This is a genomic window from Streptomyces sp. NPDC020362 (assembly GCF_040642095.1).
In the GTDB taxonomy this organism is placed as follows: Bacteria; Actinomycetota; Actinomycetes; order Streptomycetales; family Streptomycetaceae; genus Streptomyces.
Genome location: NZ_JBFAET010000168.1, coordinates 1 through 19,626 on the forward strand (window position 1 = coordinate 1; position 19,626 = coordinate 19,626).

The following is a 19,626-nucleotide window of genomic DNA, read 5'->3' on the forward strand; positions in this document are numbered from 1 at the left end:
GACCGCTGCCCTGCTGGATCAGGTCCTCCATGACCATGCCGGCGGCGGGGCTGAGCACGGAGCCGGGCCGTCTCGTCCGGAGCGCTCGCCGACCGTGGTCGGGGTGTACCTGCGGGAGGACGGTCGGCTGTGACGCCGCGTCCGCCGCGGTCACCCCGGGGCGGTCTCGCACGGCAGGCGTTCCAGGGCGACCAGGGCCGCGTCGTCGTCGAGGTCGCCGCCGACGTGGCACAGCAGGGCGCGGCGCAGGGCGGCAACCATCGCGGGCAGCGGCCGGCCGGCGTGGGCACGGGTGTGCGCGGTCAGGTCGTAGAACCGGCCCCGGCGGTCGCGGGCCTCGATGAAGCCGTCCGTGTAGAGGACGAGCCGGTCGCCCGGGCCGAACGGCACGGTCTCGGCCACCGGAGCCGCGCCCAGCAGATCGCCGAGCCCCAGCGGAGCCCCGGGCTGCTCGGGCGGACGGGCGTGGACCCGGCCCGCACGGACGAGGAGCGGCTCGGGATGACCGCAGTGGACGATGCGGGCCACGGCCTCGCCGGGCGGGAACTCCACCAGCAGCGCGGTCGCGAACCGCTCCGTGAACAGCGCCCCGGTGCCCTTCCCCTCCGGGCCTTCCCGCCCTTCCGGCTCACCGTCGTCCGGCCCGCCGTCCAGCGCCGCTATGTGCCGCTGGGCGCGCTCGTCCAGCTGCCGTGCCACCGTGGTCAGGGACGCCTCGCGGTCGGCCAGTTCCCGGAACGCGCCGAGCAGGGTCGCGGAGGCCCCGACGGCGGGCAGGCCCTTTCCGCGGACGTCGCCGATGAGGATCCGGGAGCCGTACGGGGTCCGGACCGCCTCGTAGAAGTCGCCGCCGATCCGCGCCTCCGACTCGGCCGGCAGATACACGCCGGACAGAGCCAGGGAGCGCATACGGCGGGGGAGCGGGTGCATCAGCGCCCGCTGCGCGGTCTCTGCGACGGAGCGGGCCTGGCGCAGCTGCCGTTCCCGGCGCCGGTACAGCGCACAGGCGGTGAGCGAGGCGAGCCCGACCACGACCAGGGCGCACAGGACGACGTTCGAGTCGGGGGAGCCCCGCTGTCCCGCGTTCACCTGCAGCAGCAGGGTCAGGACGAGCGCCGCGCCGCCGAGCGCCGCCGTCGCCCGGACGGGGAGCACGGCCGCGGCCAGAACCGGTACGGCGGCCATCACCGGCGCGACGTGCAACCAGTCGGGCGTGAGCAGGTCGGTGAGCGTGACGGCGACCATGAGCAGGACGGGCGCGAGCGCGAGAAGCTCACGGGAGCCGGGCAGCCGGCGCCCCCCGACCCGGCCGTGACCCTCGCCGTCGGGAGACGTGAGGTCCTTGGCCGGTCCGCCGGTGGTGTGCTGGAGACCGGTGCGGTGCGGGGTCATCGGCGCTGCGCGGGCCGCAGGGCGCCGAACGCGCGATGGCGCCGGGCGGACGGCCGGGAGGGGGCGGGCACGGACGTCGTCAGACAGGTGAGGGCCGCGTCCAGGTGGTGGAGCAGGTGACGGTCCTCGGCCCGGGCGGCCGGGGGATCGCCGCCGGGCCTGCCGAGCCGGGCGACCGCGTGGCGTGCGGCGGGCAGGGCCGGGTGGGGCCGGCCGCCCCGGCAGCCGTACACGCACAGGGCCGTGGTGCGCAGCAGCCGTGCGTACGGCTGTGCGAAACCTTCGGCGCGCGGGGTGTCCTCGGACCGTGTGCCGGGACGGCTCGCCGGAGGACGCTCGTCCAGGAGCCGTCCGGTCGCGCACACCTGCACCTCCACGTCGGCCAGTGCGCCCAGCACACGCCGGTCCAGGTGCCGGCGGCGGCGCCGCGCGGTCGGCCGTACGTTCCACCGCACGCTCTCGTGGGCCTCCTCCACGGCGGTACGTGCCTCTGCCACCGCGGTGTCGAGTTCGTGGTGCCAGGCGGGGCCGAGCACCTCGCGCGGCCGCCCGCGCCCGGTGACGGAGTCGGCCAGACCGTCGAGGTGATGGGCGAGCAGGGCGCGCAGTCTGTCCAGCGCCCGTTCCGCGGACCGCACGCGCACGGCGGGGAACAGCAGCGCGCTGCACGCGAGGCCGAAGGCGAGCCCCAGCATGACCTCGGCGAGGTGGTCGGCCAGCTCGGCCGGATGACGGCCGCGGACCAGGGCGAACGTGATGAGCGCGGTGGTCGGCAGATGCAGTCCGTGGTGGCCGAGGAACTCGTGGTGGGCCAGGACGACGGAGACGAAGACCACGAGTGCGAGACCGGCCATGCCTGGTTCGACGTAGAGGGCCGCGGGGACGGCGACCGCCACGCCGAGCAGGCATCCGGCGGCGTACCGGGTCGCCGCGGCGACCGTGCGCACCACCGTCGCCTCGACGATGAGCAGCGCCGCGACGGCACCCACGTAGGGGTGTGGCGCATGCAGCAGGATCACGCACGCCTGCCAGGTCAGCCCCGCCGCCACGGTGGCGCGCGCGGCATCCGCGCACCGTGCTCGGCCGAACGGGATCGGTGGGGCCGTCATCCGTGCGCTGCGCATGCCTTCCCCGTCTCCTTCCCCTGCGCCCGGTGCTCCGGGCCCGCCCCGGCCGCCCCGGAGCAACAGCCGTCCAGGATAATCGGACAAATAGGGCATATTGCAAATGAGGAACGCATCAAGTCCGTGCTTCCACCGCCCGGCACCATGGTGCTTCCACCTCCCGGCACCACCGTGTTTGCACGCCCGGCACCACCGTGCTGCCACCGCCTGGAACTTTCGTGCCTTCACGTCCGGACTACCGCCGCCGGCTCCGCGTCCGCCGGGCCTCGGTGAGTACGGGCAGCAGGGAGAGCGCCAGGATCGCGGCGACCAACGGCAGCAGGTAGGTGTCGGCGTGGGCGACCGACGACCCCAGGAGGTATCCGGCCAGGACGAGGCTCTGGGACCAGAGCAGGCCGCCGACGATCTGCCAGAGGGTGAACGTCCGCGCGGGCACGCCGAGCGCGCCGGCCACCGGATGCAGGACGGTCCGCAGCATGGGGACGAAGCGGCCGATCACCAGCGCCTTGCCGTAGCCGTAGCGGGCCAGCAGCCGCTCCGCCCGGGCCGTCGCCTCGCGCACGCGCCGACTGGAGGTCCGGGACAGCAGCGGCCGCCCGCCGTGCCGCCCGAGCAGATAGCCCACCTGTGCCCCGGCGACGGCACCGACGGCCGCGCACACCAGCACCTGCCACAGCTCCAGCCGGGGCGCATGCTGACCGCTCGCCGCGCACAGCACCCCGGCCGGGAACAGCAGCGTGTCCCCCGGCAGGAAGAACCCGACGACCAGCAGGCCCGACTCGGCGAAGATCACCGCGAGAACGCCGAGCGCCCCGAAAGCGGCGAGCAGCGAGGCGCTGTCCGTCGGATCGACGGCGATCACCGCCCTCGCCCCCCGGCCCTGCTCGTCGGTCGCACCCCTCAAGTGTCCCGTGGCAGCGGCTCGGGCGCCCGGAACGGACCGTGGGCCCGGATCAGCTCCCCAGGGAACGGGCGAGGCGGAATCCGACGTCGTCGACGCGGAAGGTGGGGTGGCTGCGGCGCCTGACGGAGGCCCGGCAGCTCCAGTGCTCGTCGAACCAGCCGCCCCCGCGCAGCACCCGGTAGCTGCCGTAGACCTCTGCGTCGTAGATGTCCCAGCACCACTCCCACACGTTGCCCAGCATGTCGTGGAGGCCCCACGGGTTGGGCCGTTTGCCGCCCACGTCCCGGATCCGCTCCGCCGAGTTGCCCCGGTGCCAGGCGATCTCGTCCAGGGGGCCGTAGCGCGGTCCGGCCGTTCCGGCCCGGCAGGCGTGTTCCCACTCGGCCTCGGTCGGCAGCCGGTAGCCGTCGGCCGAGGATTCCCACGCGATGTCCTCGGCGCCGGCCCCGAAACGGTAGGCGGGCGTGAGGCCGTCGCGCTGCGACACGGCGTTGCAGAACCGGACCGCGTCCCACCAGGAGACCCCCTCGACGGGCAGCCGCTCCCCCTCGGCAGCGCTCGGACGCCCGCCCGTGACCTGCGCGTAGAGCGCCTGTGTGACCGGATGCGCCGCGAGCCGGAAGGAGGCCGCTTCGACCGTCCAGCGGCGCTGGGTGCGCCGGTCCGACAGCGTGACCTGCCCCGCCGGAACCGTGATCATCTCGTGGTCTGCGCCGATGTTCATGATCGGCTGATTCTACGGCCCCGCCCGTCCGGTCACCGCCGCACCCGAGGTTCCCCACGGCCCTTCGTCCAGGGCCGCGACGTTGTCCTGGACCCCCTCTGTCGGCACCGCGCGCCCGGCCTTACACTGCCGATCCGCAGTGATACGGGGGCAGTTGACGGGGGGAGCCCACCATGTCCGCAGACCAGTACGGCCCGAACCAGGCATTCACCGTGCCGCCGATGCCGTCCGCGCCGCCACCCGCGCCCCCGGACGGCTGGAGAGCGGCCGCGGTCGCGGTGCTCAACCTGAGCGGTCTCGGCCTCGGTTACGCACTCGTCCGAAGATGGGTCCTGGCCGCCGCCTGCTGCGCGGCGACCGTCGTCCTGCTGTTCGTCGCCCTGCCCGCCGACGCCGACGGCGTCCCCGGGGCCGCGCTCACCGTGTACGTCCTGCTCGTGCTGCTGGCCGCCGTCCACGGTGCGTTCGCCGCACTGCGCACGCGGCTCACCTGGCCGGGCAGGGCGCCGCTCGCCCTCCTGCTCGGTGTGCTGCTGCTCGCCGTTCCGGCCGTCGGCGCGGTGTGGTACGACGACGCGCACGAGGAAGCCGTGCAGCAGGCGCTCCTCGACCGCCTCGAGCAGGCCGACCATCTGGTGACGACGGCCGGCCGGCACAGGTTCGCCACCGCCCGGGGCGACTACCAGGCGGCCCTGGAGACCTACCGGGACCTCGCGGTCGACCACTCCGGCTCCCGCGCCGCCGACCGGGTGCCCGACCGCTTGCGGACCTACTACACCACCGTCGGCGCGGCCTACGGCCACAAGCAGTACTGCGACGCCGTCGAGCCGCTCAAGTACCTGCGCACGGTGCCCCGCACCATGCCGAAGGAGCAGCTCGGCTCGCTGACCGAGTGGCCCGACGAGCGGCTCGCCACCTCCCTGTACGAGTGCGGCGCGGCCGGTCTGACAGGCGGCGGGGCGGACTGGGTCACGCACTTCGGCGACCTGCTGAACACGTTCCCGCACTCCGGGTCCGCGGCCAAGGTCGTACCCGCCGTGGACGCGGCCGTGAAGAACGCCGAGAAGGACGTCGACGGCGCTCAGCCCTGCACCGCCGTCGCGCAGTTGCGTGATCTGAACACCCGGATCACCGATCTGTCGGGGACGGACGCAAGTACGTCGGACGCGCTGACGAAGTCCGCCGGCCGTGCCGACCGCAGCGGTGACGCGGGGGAGTACGCCTGCGGCGTCGACCAGTACAAGGACGGCGACTTCGACGCGGCCCGCAAGACCCTGGACCAGTACGTCGCCGACAACAAGAGCGGCAGGAACCGGGATCGCGCCAAGAAGATCGCCATCGGGGCCGAGGTCGCCCAGACGCTCCCGGCGGCCGGGAAGAAGCTGCCGACGACCGCCTCCGGCGGCAGCATCTCCGTCACGGTCAAGAACGACAGCCCCGACGACGTCACCGTCCTCTACACCGGCCCGGTCACCGGCAGCTTCACCCTCAAGGGATGCGGCAGCTGCAAGTCGTACGCTCTCGTCGACACGCTCAGGATCGGCTTCAAGCCGTGCAGCAGCGGCAAGAACTACCCGCAGCGCACGCTCAGCCTCCCCGTCGGTACCACGTACTTCGTGCACAAGCCGCACGGCGGCAGCACCGCGACACCTGCCTCGGACACGGCCAGGCTACGGTCCGGGTACATCTACACGGAGTGCGCGTACACGACATCGACACTGGGATCCACCTCCTGACGGTGCGCGGCGAGCCGCGGGGCGGGCCGGTGCCCGCCCCGCGCTCATGTCTCCCGGCGCAGGAAGGCGGACCAGCCGCCCTCCGGCTTCTCGCCGACCTGCAGGCTGCGCAGCCTCCTCAGGACCGCCGGGTCCTGGGCGTCGAGCCAGTCGACGAACTGCCGGAAGGAGACCAGGCGGACGTCCTTCCAGAGGGCGATCCGCCGTAGCGCCTCCTCCGCGGCGTCCATGTAGATGCCGCCGTTCCACTCCTCGAAGTGGTTGCCGATGAACAGCGGCGCCCGGTTCGTCTCGTACGCGCGCCGGAACCCTGCCAGGTACGACTCCGTCGCCTGGACGCGCCAGTCCGCGTGGTGGTAGGAGGGCCCCCGGGTCGAGTTCCCCGACTGGTTGGCCAGCATGTTGTAGTCCATGGACAGCACCTCGAACCGGTGTCCCGGGAAGGGGATGCTCTGCAGCGGCAGGTCCCAGACGCCGCCCCTCCTGCGCGGCCAGCGCTGTACTCCGCCCGGTGAGGACGCGTCGTAGCGCCAGCCCAGCCGGCGGGCCACCGGCAGCAGGTTCCGCTGCCCGAGCAGGCACGGTGTGCGGCCGCCGACCAGCTCCCGGTCGTAGTCGAAGGGCAGGGAGGGATGATCGTGCCAACCGGTGTGGGTGCGCCAGGACTTGACGAACGACCGGGCCTGCTCGATCTCCGCGTGCCACTGCTCCGGACTCCAGTGGGCGACGGATCCCGGGCCGACGCAGAAGTGCCCGTTGAAGTGGGTGCCGATCTCGTGTCCGTCCAGCCAGGCCTGGCGAACGTACTTCAGTGTCTCCTTGATGTGCGCGTCGGTGAGGTAGCCGATGTCGGAGGCGCCCACCGGGTTCCCGGGCGGCCGGTACAGCCGCATCTTCTCCTCCGGCAGGAGGTAGAGGCCGGAGAGGAAGAACGTCATGCGTGCGTCGTGTGCGCGTGCCAGCTCCAGGAACCGCGGGAACAGGCCCTTGCCCAGTTCGCCGGCGCCGTCCCAGGAGAAGACCACGAACTGCGGTGGGTCCTGCTCCGGGTCGAGCGGTGTGGGGGAGGGCGGCTGACGCGGCTGCTCGCCGGTGTACGACGTGGAACCGTCCCCGATGATCCGCGGCAGGTCCCGGTCCGCCGACGGACCGCCCAGCCCGGCGAGCGCTCCGCACCCGGTCAGCGAGGCGGCCGCGACGCCGAGAGAGGTGCCGAGGCCCAGGCGTGCCACGTCCCTGCGGGTGATTCCACTCATCGGCATCCCAACCCGCGCCGTCGCCGGACGCGCTGTGCGCCCCCCTGCGGTACTCACTACATCCGGCACCATAAGGCGGATAAGCCTATGAATGGATCATTTGGGGCGGCGTGGCGTCCGCAAAGGTTCAGGCCCGCACCACGCGAAGCGCCGGCGCCGGCCGCCCGGCCGCCCTGCGCTCCAGCCACTCCTGATACGCAGGAGCCTGACGGGCCACCTCCCAGTAGGCCTCCTCCAACTCGGCGGACCCGTCCTCGAGTTCGGCCGCAGTACGGGCCGCGAGCAGCAGCCGCACCCCTATCGGGTCGCCCTGCAGAGGACGGACGGCGAGGTCGGGGCGGGGACGCGCGGTCGGCTGGCTGACCGTGACCACCTCGCCGATCGCGGCCAGGGAATAGGCGGTGAGGTAGTCCCCGTGCAGCAGGTCGGGCTCGATGCCCGCCTCGCGCAGCACGCGGCACAGGGCGTCCCACTCGCCGTCGACCGTGGAGTCGACCATCCACCGTTCGCCGGCGAGGTCGGCGAGGCGCACCTCGCGCTGCGCGGCCGCGGGGTGGTCGGCGGCCAGGGTGACGAACTGCGGTTCGCGCTCCACCAGGACCCGCAGGCACAGCCCGGCCGGTATGCGCAGCGCACTGCCCTCGACCTCGTGGACGAAGGCCAGGTCGAGCCGGCCCTCGGCGACCATGCGCAGCAGGGAGTTCGCGGACGCGTCCATCTGGAGGGTGGGTTCGGCCGGCGGCACCCGCGAACGCAGCCGTCGCAGCCAGCCCGGCAGTGCCCGGCTCGCCGTGGCGCCGATGCGCAGCCGGGGACCGCCCTCGGCGCGGGCGGCCGCCACCCTGGTCTCCGCGACGATCGCGGCGAGCTCGGCGACGAGCGGTCTGGCGCGGCTCACCACGATGTGCCCCAGGGGTGTGGGGCGGCTGCCGGTACGTCCGCGGGTGAAGAGCCGGCCGCCCAGGGCCAGTTCGATGCGGCCCAGCTGGGTGCTCAACGAGGGCTGGGCCATGCCGAGTTCGCGCGCCGCCTTGTGCAGACTGCCGGCGTCGGCGATGGCGCAGAGAATGCGCAGATGCCTGACCTCGAGCTCCATGTCCGGAGCGTAAGGGCGGGCCTGGTGAGGCGCCAGATGTTCAAATGCCAACGGAACCGGGCGAGTTGACGGCGATAGCTCTGCACTATCCCCGATTGCCATCATCCGCTGCGCCGTCGGGCTGGCTCAGACTCATGGGCAACCAATCGTTCACCACCCCACATGAACGAGTAGGAGCCCCCCACATGACGTCGATCCGTACGTCCTCCATGCCCGCGAAGACCCCCAGGAGAATGCTGGCGCTCGGCCTGGGCCTGGCGTTCGCGGCCCTGGGCACCGCGATCCCGGCGAGCGCCCAGACCGCCGACTCCGCCGCGGCCCCGCGCGCCCGGTACGCGGGCTCGGCCGAAGAGACCGCGAACAACAAGGCGTTCTTCCAGGCCGTGCTCGCCTCGGTCGCCAAGAAGCAGGCGGCGCACCCGGGCCTCAGGTCCGTGACCGTCTCCTACGACGCCTCCCAGGCGCCGAGCTTCCGCTCGCAGATAGCGAGCGCCGCGTCGATCTGGAACAGCTCGGTCTCCAACGTCAAGCTGCGGGCGTCCTCCGGCGGCGCCGACTTCGCCTACTACGAGGGCAGCGACCCCGAGGGGTCCTACGCCTCCACGGACGGCCACGGCAACGGCTACATCTTCCTCGACTACGCGCAGAACCAGGAGTACGACTCGATCCGAGTCGCCGCGCACGAGACCGGTCATGTGCTGGGGCTCCCGGACCACTACAGCGGTCCGTGCAGCGAGCTGATGTCGGGCGGCGGCCCCGGCCCGTCCTGCACCAACCGCTACCCCAACGCGGCCGAACGGGCCCGCGTCGACCAGCTGTGGGCCAACGGCCTCGGCAAGGCACTGGCCAAGCTGAACAAGGTCCACTGACCGAAGGCCCGCCGGCCTTCTGAGAACCGCCCGACTTCACCCGGGGCGGGCCGTGTCGCCGACGCACGGCCCGCCCCTTGCCTGTTCTATGTCATAGAGCATAGATTACTCACCGGTAATCACCGGTGCGCCGCCTTTCCCGGCTCGGGCAGGGGACGTACGAGCCCCACGGGAAGGTGACGGGTGGTGCAGGGATGAGCCCGCGCAGGAGCGACAGCCGGGAGCGGATGATCAACAGCGCCGCGGCGCTGCTGGGCGAGCAGGGGGCCGGTGCGACGAGCATCGACCGGGTGCTCGCGCACAGCGGCGCCCCGCGCGGCTCGGTGTACCACCACTTCCCCGACGGCCGGACCCAGCTGATCGACGAGGCGGTGGCCTTCGCCGGGGACGTCATGGCGGCCCGGATCGCCGCCGCGGCGCGCGCCGGTGATCCGGTGGCGGCGATCGACGCCTTCTTCGCCCTGTGGCGGGACCGGCTGTCCGGCAGCGGTTTCCGGGCGGGGTGCCCGATCGTGGCCGCGGCGGTGGCCGCCGACGAGGAGGGGCCCAAGTGGGCGGACTCCGCGGCCGCGGTCTTCGCGCGCTGGCAGGAGGCCCTGTGCGCCCTGCTCGTGGCGGGCGGCCTGCCGCAGCCTCGCGGCCGGCGCCTCGCGGCCTTCATCATCGGCGCGGTCGAGGGCGCGGTGGTGATGTGCCGTGCCGAACGAAGCCTCGCCCCGCTGGACGCGGCCGCCGCCGAGATCCACGACCTGCTGGTCCACGCCCTTCCCGGCCGGACCGGGCCGGCGGCCGACGGGGCACCTCGGTCCTGAGGCCCGGTGTTCCCCGCGCTCCTCGCGTTCCCAGCGTTCGTCGTGTCCCTCGCGTTCCCCGCGGAGCATGCGGGCGCGCCCTCCCGCTCCGCCCACCCGAAGGAGTAACCATGCCCACGCTCGACCGTCAGGACCATGTCTTCGTGCTCGACCTCGGGGACGGGGAGAACCGCTTCCACCCCGACTGGATCGCCTCCGTCGACGAGGCGCTGGACCAGGTGGAGAAGACGGAAGGGCCCCGGGCGCTGGTCACCGCGGCGACCGGCAAGTTCTACTCCAACGGCCTGGACCTCGACTGGCTCCTCGCCCATGCCGACCGCCACCGGGACTACGTCGTCTCGGTGCACGCACTCTTCGCACGGTTGCTGTCCCTGCCGGTGCCCACCGTGGCCGCGCTGCAGGGGCACACCTTCGCGGCGGGCGCGATGCTGTCCCTGGCGCACGACATCCGGGTGATGCGGGCCGACCGGGGCTTCTGGAGCCTGCCGGAGGCCGACATCGACATTCCGTTCTCGCCGGCCATGTCCGCGCTGATCCAGAGCCGGCTCACGCCGGCGGTCGCCCACGAGGCCATGACCACCGCGCGCCGCTACGGCGGCCACGACGCGCTGGCCGCCTCGATCGTGGACCACGCGGTCGACGAGGACGCCGTACGGGCCACGGCCGTCGAACTCGCCGCCGCCCAGGCGGCCAGGGCCGGCGCGACCCTCGGCACCATCAAGGCGCGGATGTACGCACCCGTCCTGACCCTCCTGCGGGACACGGCCGACCCCCTCGGCTGACCGGCAGCTCCGCCCGGCACTCCACGGGCCGGGCCGCCCCACCGGCACGACAGCAAGGAACAGACATGTCCACCACCGACTCCGCCGCGCTCTCCGGGCTCGAACTCATGCGCTGGATCCAGCGCGAACGTCCCGGGGAGATCCCGTCCATCGGCCGGCTGCTCGGGATGCGCTTCGACGAAGTCGACCACGGCCGCGTCGTCGTCTCCCTCGACACCCGACCGGACTTCTCCAACCCTCTCGGCACCGTGCACGGCGGCATCGCCGCCACCCTGCTCGACTCCGCCATGGGCTGCGCGGTCCACACCACACTGGCGGCCGGAGTCGGCTACACCACGCTCGAACTCAAGGTGAACTACATCCGCGCGGCCCGCACCGACGGGCAGAGGCTGACCGCCGAAGGCACCGTCGTCCACGCGGGCCGCCGCACCGCGACCGCCGAGGGCAGGGTCCTCGACGAACGGGGCAGGCTCATCGCCCACGCCACCACGACCTGCCTGATCCTCGGTCCCGACGCCTGAGGCCGTCGCACGTTCCCGCCGACAGGCGGTCCGCTGCCGGCCGGGTGCGGCGTCGCTGCCCCGCACGGGCGGCGGACCGAGCCCCACCTCGGGCAGGCGGAACCGGCGGGAGCCGGATCCTCCTTTCCGACCGGGGCGCTGAAGTCCGCCTCACCCGGGTGCAGTTGCCCGGCGTCTCCACGGTGGCCCCCATGCATCAGCCGCCGTGCGGACCCCGGTCGGCTGATGCATCCAGGACGGCTGTTCCCGTCAAGAGCCGGCTACGTCACTCTCCTCGGGTCCACGCCAGGAACCGGCTGAACAGGCCGGGCTTGGACTTGGGCGCGGACTGTGCCGCCGGCTTCGGCGCGGGGCCCGGCACCCGGTGCGGGACGGGTACGGCGACCTGCGGCTCCGGCGTCTGAGTGGGCGGCGGAGCCACCGTGCGGGGGGTGAACCGGACCGGCAGGGTCACCAGGGAGCGGCTCCAGGGCGCGGGGACCCAGCTCAGGTCCTTGAACGGCACCCGGACCTCGATGTCCGGCAGCCGGTTGAGGAGCGTCTCGACGGCCGTGACCGCGATCACGAACGCCGGGTCCTTGGCGGGACAGGCGTGCGGCCCGGCGCCGAATGCCAGATGGGCCTTGGCGCTGAGCTGCTCGCGGTGCTCCGCCAGCCGGGGATCGGTGTTGGCGCCCGCGAAGGAGATGATCACCGGCTCATTGGCCCGGAGGGTCCGGCCGCCGAGATCCACGTCGTGGGTGGGGTAGTGGGCCGCGTAGTTGGCGATCGGCGCGTAGTTCCACAGGACCTGGGTGATCGCGTCCTCGACCGGCAGGCCGGTCTGCCAGTCCTCGCCGAGGATCAGGGCGCTGCCGGTGCCGATCGTCGCCGACAGGGGCATGGTGCCCCCGGACAGCAGCGTCACGAGCTGATGCAGCATCTCCTCGTCGGTCAGCCCGGCGGAGTGCTCCATCAGACGGGTCGTCAGGTCGTCCCCGGGATGGCGTCGCTTCAGCGCGATCAGTTCGAAGACGGCCTCGGCCAGGATCTGGTCGGCGCCTGCCTGGCCGTCGAAGAGACCGCTGATGCCCACGATGACACGGTCACCGATCTCGGGCGGGCATCCGAACAGGTCGCTGAAGACCAGCAGCGGCAGCGGCTGCGCGTACTCGGCCATCAGCTCGGCCTGGCCGAGGCGGTCGGAACTGAACCGGCTGATCAGGTAGTCGGCCGACTGCTGGGTCTGCCGCACCAGTTGCAGCTCGTTGACGCAGGCCAGGCTGTCGGTGACGGCCTGGCGCAGCCGGGCGTGTGCCGCCCCGTCGCTGAGCAGCGCGTTGGGCCGGTACCTCATCATCGGCAGGGCCGGGCTGTCCTCGGGGACGCGTCCCTCGTTCAGCGCCTTCCAGCGCCGCGAGTCCCTGACGAACGAAGCGGGGTTCTGCAGGATGTACAGGGCGGCGTCGTAGCTGGTGACCAGCTCGACCTCCACCCCGGGGGCGATGTCGACCGGCGCGCTCGGGCCGAGGCTGCGCAGGTGTTCGTAGTGGCCGTCGGGATCGGAGCCGAACTGGGGGCCGAAGAGGGAGAGGTTGCCGTGCGCAGGGCAGCCGGGGGGTGGCTCTTGTATGCCGGGACGCTGCTGCATGTGGGGGTGGCTCCTAGTCGAGAAGGGACAAGAGGTGGTGGACGAGGGTGATGAGGGCCTGCGCCGACGACTGCTGGTCCCGTACGTCACAGGAGACGACGGGCGTGCGGTCGGACAGGTTGAGCGCCTCGCGGATCTCCGCGAGCGGGTAGTCGGTCGTGCCGTCGAAGTGGTTGACGCCGATGGCGTACGTCAGGCCGAACCGCTCGACCAGGTCCAGGACCGGGAAGGACTCGGACAGCCGCTCGGGGTCGACGAGGACCAGTGCCCCCAGAGCCCCCCGGGACAGCTCCTCCCACATCTCCTTGAAGCGCTCCTGACCGGGCGTGCCGAAGAGGTACAGCACCACTTCTTCACTGATGGTCAGGCGGCCGAAGTCCATCGCGACCGTCGTGGTGGTCTTGTCCGGAGTCCCCGACAGGTCGTCAAATCCCACGCTGGCTTCGGTGATCTCCTCTTCGGTCCGCAGGGGCTCGATCTCGGAGATGCTGCCGATACACGTGGTCTTCCCGACCCCGAAGTGCCCCACCACGAGGATCTTCACCGCGGTCAGGACACCTGAATCCAGGTACACGAATCACGCTCCGAATCGGGCTTTGAGGCCGTCGAGCACGGCGCTGAGCACTTCTCGATCGACACGTTCGGCGCGGGGAACGGGCTTCCTCGCGATGATGAGACCGCCTTCCTCCATCTGCGCCAGGAGAATCCGGACGATGCCCAGCGGCAGACGGGTGTGGGCGGCCACTTCGGCGACGGACAGAAAGCCCTCCGCGACCAGCTCCAGAACCTGACGCGCCTCGGGGGAAAGCGCGCGGGCCGAAGCAGAGGCACCCTCTAGCGCGGACACCAGGGTCGTGCGCTCGTAGGCATTGTCCGGGGGCAGGGAACGCCCGTTCGTGATCACGAAGAGCGGGACTAATGCGGAGGTCAGCTCCAGTTCCTGATCCTGCCCGTCATTCACGTGCGGCTCGCCTCCCCGCGTGGTGCCGTATATACGCTCAGCCGAGGCACCACCTCATGCAGACGGGTGGTGAACTCCTCGATATCCGCGTCGTGTTCGGCGGCAGCGGCGAGGAACGCGCCACGACCCGCGGAGATCAGGAAGATCCACCCGTGCTGGAACTCGATGACCGTCTGCCGCCACTGCGCGTCCTGGAGTACGCCGGCGAACTGCGAAGTGGCCCGGCTGTAGGCGTGAATCCCGGTCATGGCCGCGGAGATGGTGTCCGCGAGGTCCTGGCTCATGCCCGTGGTGGCGCCACGGGGCAGGCCGTCGGAGCCCAGCAGGACGGCGTGGCGGGCACCCTGCACCTTGCCGACCACCTCGTCGAGGTCGACGATCGGGATCCCTGTGCCGCCCACCGCCTCACCGTGCGCCCGGGCGTCGCCCACCCGCCCGGTTCCCTCGGCAGTCACCCGGGGCGGCGACGTGAGGTTGTTGCCGAGCCGGGCGACGAGCCGGTGCATCCGGAAGGAGATCTGCTGCATGTCGACGTCGGGCGCCGCGGCCGCGGCCAGATAGGCACCCTGACCGGCCCCGATGAGGAAGATCCAGCCGTGCGAGAACTCGATGATCGTCTGGTTCCACTGCCTGTCCTCACCCGGCCCGGCGAAGTGGGAGGTCGCCCGGCTGAGCGACTGCATCCCCGCCATGGCGGCGGCGATCGTCCGCACGTCCTGCTGGGCCATGCCCTCGGTCGCGCCACGGGGCAGGCCGTCCGCGGACAGCAGGACGGCATGGCGTGCCCTCGGCACGTTCTGCACGATGTCCTCGAGCATCCACGACAGGTCTGTGGTCATGCCTCATCCGACCCTTCGGACGGTGCCGACGCGAGGTTGCGGCCCGAGAGCGTGCCGCGCTGGAAGGCTCCGAGGCCGCGGCCTGCGGCGCGGCCGGTCTCCTCCGGCGCCGCGGCGGGCGACGGCGCGGTGTCCTCGTCGCGGACGCTGGCGATGGGAACCTGACGCGCCCCTCGCCTGGGCAGGCCGTGCGCGGTACGGGTCACCGGATCGGGTCGGCCGACGGTGCCACGAATACCGCTGACCTGGGGGTTCTCGGCCGGTGCCATCTCTTCCTCGGTCCACAGTTCTTCCGGCAGCAGAACGACCGCCCGGACGCCGCCGTAACGGGAGACTCCGGTCACGTCCACCCGGAATCCGTACTGCTGCGCGAGGAGCCCGATGACGGGGAAACCGAACTTGGGCTGGTTTCCGAGGTGGGAAAGGCGAGGGCGGTAGCCACCGGACAGCAGGGCGGACGACTTCTGCCGGTCCTCGTCGTTCATACCGACACCGGCGTCGTCGATCACGATGCACAGGTTCTTCTGGACCCGCTGGAAAGTGACCTCGATGGGCGAACCCTGTTGCGAGAAACTGGCGGCATTGTCGAGAAGCTCGGCGACGGCGAGAGCGACCGGAGAAACGGCAGAGGCCTTCAATGCGAAAGCGGTCTGCTGCATGATTTCCACACGCCGGAAGTTACGAATCTGGCCCTGCGCGCTGCGCACCACGTCGTAAACGCTGGCGGGCCTATTTCGACGACCCAGCGGAGCACCGCACATAACGGCAATGCCCTGCGCCTTGCGCGCCATCTGTGCATTGGCGTGACTGACTTCCAGCAAATCACCGAGAACGGAATGGCCGCCGTACTTGCGCTGGATTTCCTCGAGCAGTGCCAGCTGTTCCGCGGCGAGGCTCTGCAGAAAGCGTGCGGAGCCCTTGAGGACCGCCTTGGTGCTTTCTTCGGCGGCCTCCTCGGCTTCTTGGATGGTCTTGGCGTGCTCGGTCTGGTGCTGCTGCAACTCCGCTCTTAAGACGGCCAGTTGGCTGTCGGCCTCGCTGACCCTCTGCGTGAGGACGGCCTCGGCCTGCTGCTTCTTCGCCGCGATGGCCTGGTTGCGGCGACGGAGCACCAGGGCCGCGGCCACGGCGATCACCGTCACCGCAACCAGGCACCAGACGAGTGCGTCTTGATTCATGGAAACCTTTCCTATGTGTAGCCTGCAACCGTCGGCGGGCGAACCTCGTGGGAATCCGTGGCGCAACCGCTTGGAGCGACACGGCTGCCGTCGTGCTGAGAACCGGGCCGTTCTCAAAAGCGACCGAGCCGGTGGGGCCAAGGTTGCAGACGCGGGGATGCTATCACTCACATAGGGGAACCTTGGCAACGCGGAGCGTTCATTGACGGCCTGGTAACCGTCACCTGTTCGCCACCGAAGCTATTGAATGCGAGACGGTCCGGGGCTCCGCCGCCGAGGGGTGAGTGCGGGGGTATTTATTCGGCATCATGCCGGACTGATTGCTCTTTGTCGGACTTATGTCATGGCGATGCGCTGGACGGCCCGGCTCAGTACCAGCACACCCACCACGATCAGCAGGGCGCCGCCCCCCTCGGGCACCAGCCACCAGCCCGTACGGATGCGCTCGTCGAACAGGGTCATGCCCAGGGCCAGGCTGATCACCGCGTCGCCGATGGTCAGCGCGGGCTGCGCGGCGGCCAGTGGACCGGCCTGCAGGGCGTTCTCCAGCAGGAAGACGGCGGCGGCGCCGGCCGGCGCGAAGCCGTACGTCTGCCAGGACCGCAGGAACGCCGGGAAACCGTGGTCGGCGAAGGTCCCCGAGGCCGACTTCAACAGCGCAGCGGTCAGGGCGTTGCCCGTCGCGGAGGCCGCAGCCGGCAGCGCCGCCCGGCGTGCCCCCGCCCGCCCCCGTGAGGCCAGGAGCACCGCCGCCGCCATCACGCCGAGGCCCAGCCCGACGGCCGGGATCCACCGGTGCATCGGCGCCTGATCGGTGGCTCCGTGCGGGGCGGCCGAGGCCAGCAGGACGGCCAGGCCCGCCACCACGGCGCCCACACCCCACCAGCCCGAGCCCGGCAGCCGGCGGTGCATCAGCGGACCGGCGACGAGCAGGGCGAACGGCAGCTCCAGGATGAACAGCGGCTGGACCAGCGCGAGCGGCCCGTTGACCAGGGCCAGGCTCTGGCACACCGCGGCACCGATCACCCCGGCCATGCCGATCACCCAGGCGGGACGGCGGATCAGCTCCCCGAGGAGCCTGACCCCGGTGCGCCTGCTCGTGGACGCCGCCTTGCGCTGGAACGCGGTCCCCACGGCGTTGCTCGCCGCTCCCGCGACGGCGAACGGCGCGGCCAGTTCGATCACGAGCCTCTCCTGCCTGCGGGCACACCTCCCGTACCGGCATCGGGCACCCTCAGCCTACGAAAGCCCTGGCCGCGACGCCGGTGGACCGGCCGGGGCACCGGCGGTGAGCATCCCCGGCGGGACGGTTCACACCCGGCTCGACGTCGCCGTGTCCGCCGACAGCCGCTGGGCGGCGTAGATCGGCACGACCGACAGCAGGACGAGCACCGCGGCCACGACGTTCACGACGGGGGCCTGCTGGGGCCGGGTCATGTTGTCGAAGATCCAGACGGGCAGGGTCTCGATGCCCGGTCCCGCGGTGAAGGTCGTCACGACGATCTCGTCGAAGGACAGCGCGAAGGCGAGCAGGGCACCGGCCAGGAGCGCGGAGCGGACCAGCGGGAAGGTCACGTCCGCAAAGGCGCGGAAGGTGGTCGCGCCGAGGTCCATCGCCGCCTCCTCGTACGAGACGGCCGTGCGCCGCAGCCGGGCCACGACGTTGTTGAAGACCACGACGATGCAGAAGGTGGCGTGGCCGACGATCACGGTGAACAGGCCGAGGCCCACGCCGAGCGGCGCCAGGACCGTGCCGAAGGCCGAGTTGAGGGCGATGCCCGTGACGATGCCGGGCAGCGCGATGGGCAGGACGACGACGAAGGACACCGTCTCGCGGCCGAAGAAACGGTGCCGGGCCACCGCGAACGCGATGAGCGTGCCGAGGACGAGCGCGATCGCGGTGGCGCCGAGACCCGCCTTCACGGACACCCACAGGGCGCCGCGCGCACCGGAGTTGTCCAGGGCCACGGACCACCAGTGCAGGGTGAGCCCCGGCGGCGGCCAGCTCGCACTGCGGTCGGGGTTCAGGGAGTTGACGAGGACGAGCAGCAGCGGGACGTAGATCACCGCGAAGCCGAGTGCGGCGGCTGTGCGCAGGGCGATGCGCGCGGTGCGGCCGAGATGCATGGCGCTCCTCCTACAGGCTGGTCAGGGCGCCCGTGCGGCGGATCGCCAGCAGGTACAGGACGATGACGACCACGGGGACGGTGCCGAGCGCGGCGGCCATGGGCAGGTTGAGTTCGATGTTGGAGTACACGAGGTTGCCGATCAGCTGGGTCTTGCCGCCGACGATCTGCACGGTGATGTAGTCGCCGAGACTGAGGGAGAAGGTGAACACGGAACCGGCGGCCACGGACGGCAGCACCATGGGCAGCACCACCGAGCGGAAGGTGCGCCCGGCCCTGGCGCCGAGGTCGGCGGAGGCGTCGAGCAGGCCGGCCGGCAGATGTTCGAGGGCGGTGTGGATCGGCAGGATCATGTACGGCAGCCACAGGTACGTCAGGGTGAGCACGGTGGCGGGCAGGCCGAAGCCCGGGCCGCCGAGGCCGAAGGGCGCGAGCATCCAGTCGGCGAGTCCGCCCCGGGAGAGGATGAGCCGCCAGGCGTACACCTTCACCAGATAGCTCGCCCACAGCGGGGTGAGGATCGCCACCACGAGCAGTGGACGCCACTTCGTCCGGGCCACCCGCGCGGTGTAGAAGGCGACCGGAAAGGCGATCAGGGCGCACAGGGCGGTCACCGCCAGTGCCACGCCGACGCTGCGCAGGATCACCTGGCGGAAGACCGGGGTCGTGAACAGGGCGTGGACGTTCTCCGTCGACCAGACCTTGACCACCTGGGAGGTGAAGGAGTTCGTCGTCCAGAACGCCGAGACGAACAGGACGGCCAGCGAGCCGAGGTAGAGGACCGTCAGCCACAGCAACGGGGCGGTGAGCAGGAGGGCCAGACGGAGCCGGGGCCGTGTGTGCAGCGCCCCCGCGAGCCGCCGGACGGTTCCCCGTCCGGCGGGCGTCACTTCACTCGTCACGGCTCAGCCCTTGATCTCGGTCCAGGCCTGCACCCACTTCGCGTACGGCACGCACCTGACGTCCTTGCGACCGTCCAGGCACTGCGCGATGGGCGTGTTCCAGAAGGCGATGTGCTTCCAGTAGCCCTCGTCGGCCGCGTGGTAGGTCGTGCAGAAGTTCGTGTCACTGGTCTCGGCGCAGGCCTTGGAGTTGGCCGGGGCCTCCCCGAAGTACTCGGCGACCTGGGCGTTGACCTTGGGCGAGACGATCCAGTCGAGCCACTTGTAGGCGCAGTTGGGGTGCTTGGCCTTCGCGGAGACCATCCACGTGTCGGACCAGCCCGTCGACCCCTCCTTGGGGACGAACGCCTTGACCTTGGCACCCTCACCGGCGGCGAGGCCGGCGATCACCTGCCAGGTGGTGCCGACGACCGAGTCCCCGCTCTTGAACGCGGAGACCTCCTTGAGGTAGTCGCTCCAGTACTCGCCGATGTCCGCGTTCTGCTTCTTCAGCAGGGCCACCGCGGCGTCGAACTGCTTCTGGTCGAGCGCGTACGGATCCTTGATCCTCAACTCGGGCCTGGTCGCCCTGAGATACAGGGCCGCGTCCGCGATGTAGATCGGTGAGTCGTACGCGGTGACGTGCCCCTTGTACGTCGACGCGTCGTCGAAGACGGCCGACCAGGAGGTGGGGGCCGGGCCGGCCTCCTGGACGGCGCGGGCACCCGCAGGCTGATCAGTGCCGACACCCGCGAGCTGGAGGACCTGCTGTCCGCCCGGCTGACCGGCCGCCCG

Annotated in this window: 20 protein-coding genes; 5 read left to right on the forward strand and 15 right to left on the reverse strand. The window is 71.5% G+C overall.

Going from position 1 to position 19,626, the window contains the following annotated elements:
• Positions 1 to 150 precede the first annotated feature (150 nt).
• The 4 genes from AB0H32_RS36955 to AB0H32_RS36970 all read right to left on the reverse strand — a co-directional run bounded on the left by AB0H32_RS36955 (position 151) and on the right by AB0H32_RS36970 (position 4,144).
• On the reverse strand, positions 151 to 1,392 hold the full coding sequence (locus AB0H32_RS36955) for a PP2C family protein-serine/threonine phosphatase (RefSeq protein ID WP_361130267.1): 1,242 nt from the start codon (positions 1,390 to 1,392) through the stop codon (positions 151 to 153).
• Positions 1,389 to 2,516, reverse strand: coding sequence for an FUSC family protein (locus tag AB0H32_RS36960; RefSeq protein ID WP_361130269.1), 1,128 nt, complete (start codon positions 2,514 to 2,516; stop codon positions 1,389 to 1,391). The genes AB0H32_RS36955 and AB0H32_RS36960 overlap by 4 nt, the downstream gene beginning before the upstream one ends.
• A 235-nt stretch (positions 2,517 to 2,751) precedes the next feature.
• Positions 2,752 to 3,378: a DedA family protein gene (locus AB0H32_RS36965; protein ID WP_361130321.1), complete on the reverse strand. Its 627-nt coding sequence runs from the start codon at positions 3,376 to 3,378 to the stop codon at positions 2,752 to 2,754.
• Between the two features lie 91 nt (positions 3,379 to 3,469).
• Complete coding sequence (locus AB0H32_RS36970) at positions 3,470 to 4,144, reverse strand: SUMF1/EgtB/PvdO family nonheme iron enzyme (RefSeq protein ID WP_361130272.1); 675 nt, start codon at positions 4,142 to 4,144, stop codon at positions 3,470 to 3,472.
• A gap of 173 nt (positions 4,145 to 4,317) precedes the next feature.
• On the opposite strand from AB0H32_RS36970, the gene AB0H32_RS36975 reads away from it, so the two are divergent.
• Positions 4,318 to 5,880, forward strand: a complete 1,563-nt coding sequence (locus tag AB0H32_RS36975) for a hypothetical protein (protein WP_361130275.1) — start codon at positions 4,318 to 4,320, stop codon at positions 5,878 to 5,880.
• Positions 5,881 to 5,924: 44 nt separating this feature from the next.
• Here AB0H32_RS36975 and AB0H32_RS36980 read toward each other — a convergent pair whose 3' ends face one another.
• Both AB0H32_RS36980 and AB0H32_RS36985 read right to left on the reverse strand, forming a co-directional pair.
• The gene (locus tag AB0H32_RS36980) at positions 5,925 to 7,136 is read right to left on the reverse strand and encodes a hypothetical protein (RefSeq protein ID WP_361130278.1); all 1,212 of its coding nucleotides are present in this window, start codon (positions 7,134 to 7,136) and stop codon (positions 5,925 to 5,927) included.
• Positions 7,137 to 7,263: 127 nt separating this feature from the next.
• Positions 7,264 to 8,232, reverse strand: coding sequence for a LysR family transcriptional regulator (locus AB0H32_RS36985; protein ID WP_361130281.1), 969 nt, complete (start codon positions 8,230 to 8,232; stop codon positions 7,264 to 7,266).
• A gap of 185 nt (positions 8,233 to 8,417) precedes the next feature.
• Here AB0H32_RS36985 and snpA point away from each other — a divergent pair, with 185 nt between their 5' ends.
• The 4 genes from snpA to AB0H32_RS37005 all read left to right on the forward strand — a co-directional run bounded on the left by snpA (position 8,418) and on the right by AB0H32_RS37005 (position 11,216).
• The gene (gene snpA, locus AB0H32_RS36990) at positions 8,418 to 9,101 is read left to right on the forward strand and encodes a snapalysin (protein ID WP_361130284.1); all 684 of its coding nucleotides are present in this window, start codon (positions 8,418 to 8,420) and stop codon (positions 9,099 to 9,101) included.
• Between the two features lie 194 nt (positions 9,102 to 9,295).
• Positions 9,296 to 9,913, forward strand: a complete 618-nt coding sequence (locus AB0H32_RS36995) for a TetR/AcrR family transcriptional regulator (protein WP_361130287.1) — start codon at positions 9,296 to 9,298, stop codon at positions 9,911 to 9,913.
• A gap of 110 nt (positions 9,914 to 10,023) precedes the next feature.
• On the forward strand, positions 10,024 to 10,695 hold the full coding sequence (locus tag AB0H32_RS37000) for an enoyl-CoA hydratase-related protein (protein WP_361130289.1): 672 nt from the start codon (positions 10,024 to 10,026) through the stop codon (positions 10,693 to 10,695).
• Positions 10,696 to 10,760: 65 nt separating this feature from the next.
• Positions 10,761 to 11,216 carry a PaaI family thioesterase gene (locus AB0H32_RS37005; RefSeq protein WP_361130292.1) on the forward strand — a complete coding sequence of 152 codons (456 nt, stop codon included), beginning with the start codon at positions 10,761 to 10,763 and terminating at the stop codon, positions 11,214 to 11,216.
• A 265-nt stretch (positions 11,217 to 11,481) separates the two neighbouring features.
• Here the strand turns inward: AB0H32_RS37005 and AB0H32_RS37010 are convergent, their stop codons facing one another.
• The 9 genes from AB0H32_RS37010 to AB0H32_RS37050 form a co-directional block, all read right to left on the reverse strand.
• Positions 11,482 to 12,846 (reverse strand): cytochrome P450, encoded by a 1,365-nt coding sequence (locus tag AB0H32_RS37010; RefSeq protein WP_361130294.1) that lies wholly within the window; start codon positions 12,844 to 12,846, stop codon positions 11,482 to 11,484.
• A gap of 13 nt (positions 12,847 to 12,859) precedes the next feature.
• A complete protein-coding gene (locus AB0H32_RS37015; protein WP_361130297.1) occupies positions 12,860 to 13,420 on the reverse strand; it encodes an ATP/GTP-binding protein in 561 nt (186 codons plus the stop codon).
• Positions 13,421 to 13,423: 3 nt separating this feature from the next.
• Positions 13,424 to 13,807, reverse strand: a complete 384-nt coding sequence (locus AB0H32_RS37020) for a DUF742 domain-containing protein (protein WP_361130300.1) — start codon at positions 13,805 to 13,807, stop codon at positions 13,424 to 13,426.
• Positions 13,804 to 14,646, reverse strand: a complete 843-nt coding sequence (locus AB0H32_RS37025) for a roadblock/LC7 domain-containing protein (protein WP_361130303.1) — start codon at positions 14,644 to 14,646, stop codon at positions 13,804 to 13,806. The genes AB0H32_RS37020 and AB0H32_RS37025 overlap by 4 nt, the downstream gene beginning before the upstream one ends.
• A complete protein-coding gene (locus tag AB0H32_RS37030) occupies positions 14,643 to 15,824 on the reverse strand; it encodes an ATP-binding protein (RefSeq protein WP_361130306.1) in 1,182 nt (393 codons plus the stop codon). Before AB0H32_RS37030 ends, AB0H32_RS37025 begins: the two co-directional genes overlap by 4 nt.
• Before the next feature lie 336 nt (positions 15,825 to 16,160).
• Positions 16,161 to 17,009, reverse strand: coding sequence for a DMT family transporter (locus AB0H32_RS37035; protein ID WP_361130309.1), 849 nt, complete (start codon positions 17,007 to 17,009; stop codon positions 16,161 to 16,163).
• A 126-nt stretch (positions 17,010 to 17,135) separates the two neighbouring features.
• Complete coding sequence (locus tag AB0H32_RS37040) at positions 17,136 to 17,951, reverse strand: ABC transporter permease (protein WP_361130312.1); 816 nt, start codon at positions 17,949 to 17,951, stop codon at positions 17,136 to 17,138.
• A 10-nt stretch (positions 17,952 to 17,961) separates the two neighbouring features.
• The gene (locus AB0H32_RS37045) at positions 17,962 to 18,852 is read right to left on the reverse strand and encodes an ABC transporter permease (protein WP_361130315.1); all 891 of its coding nucleotides are present in this window, start codon (positions 18,850 to 18,852) and stop codon (positions 17,962 to 17,964) included.
• Between the two features lie 3 nt (positions 18,853 to 18,855).
• Positions 18,856 to 19,626: extracellular solute-binding protein (locus AB0H32_RS37050; RefSeq protein ID WP_361130318.1), on the reverse strand; the 771-nt coding region annotated here is incomplete at its 5' end.

What these genes read in the sequence shown, in the direction of transcription:
- AB0H32_RS36970 (WP_361130272.1), bottom strand. Translation starts at nt 4,144, where the DNA reads ATGAACATCGGCGCAGACCACGAGATGATCACGGTTCCGGCGGGGCAG.
- AB0H32_RS37000 (WP_361130289.1), top strand. Translation starts at nt 10,024, where the DNA reads ATGCCCACGCTCGACCGTCAGGACCATGTCTTCGTGCTCGACCTCGGG.
- AB0H32_RS37040 (WP_361130312.1), bottom strand. Translation starts at nt 17,951, where the DNA reads ATGCATCTCGGCCGCACCGCGCGCATCGCCCTGCGCACAGCCGCCGCA.
- AB0H32_RS36980 (WP_361130278.1), bottom strand. Translation starts at nt 7,136, where the DNA reads ATGAGTGGAATCACCCGCAGGGACGTGGCACGCCTGGGCCTCGGCACC.
- AB0H32_RS36955 (WP_361130267.1), bottom strand. Translation starts at nt 1,392, where the DNA reads ATGACCCCGCACCGCACCGGTCTCCAGCACACCACCGGCGGACCGGCC.
- AB0H32_RS36975 (WP_361130275.1), top strand. Translation starts at nt 4,318, where the DNA reads ATGTCCGCAGACCAGTACGGCCCGAACCAGGCATTCACCGTGCCGCCG.
- snpA (WP_361130284.1), top strand. Translation starts at nt 8,418, where the DNA reads ATGACGTCGATCCGTACGTCCTCCATGCCCGCGAAGACCCCCAGGAGA.
- AB0H32_RS36985 (WP_361130281.1), bottom strand. Translation starts at nt 8,232, where the DNA reads ATGGAGCTCGAGGTCAGGCATCTGCGCATTCTCTGCGCCATCGCCGAC.
- AB0H32_RS37030 (WP_361130306.1), bottom strand. Translation starts at nt 15,824, where the DNA reads ATGAATCAAGACGCACTCGTCTGGTGCCTGGTTGCGGTGACGGTGATC.
- AB0H32_RS37025 (WP_361130303.1), bottom strand. Translation starts at nt 14,646, where the DNA reads ATGACCACAGACCTGTCGTGGATGCTCGAGGACATCGTGCAGAACGTG.
- AB0H32_RS36960 (WP_361130269.1), bottom strand. Translation starts at nt 2,516, where the DNA reads ATGCGCAGCGCACGGATGACGGCCCCACCGATCCCGTTCGGCCGAGCA.
- AB0H32_RS36995 (WP_361130287.1), top strand. Translation starts at nt 9,296, where the DNA reads ATGAGCCCGCGCAGGAGCGACAGCCGGGAGCGGATGATCAACAGCGCC.
- AB0H32_RS37005 (WP_361130292.1), top strand. Translation starts at nt 10,761, where the DNA reads ATGTCCACCACCGACTCCGCCGCGCTCTCCGGGCTCGAACTCATGCGC.
- AB0H32_RS37010 (WP_361130294.1), bottom strand. Translation starts at nt 12,846, where the DNA reads ATGCAGCAGCGTCCCGGCATACAAGAGCCACCCCCCGGCTGCCCTGCG.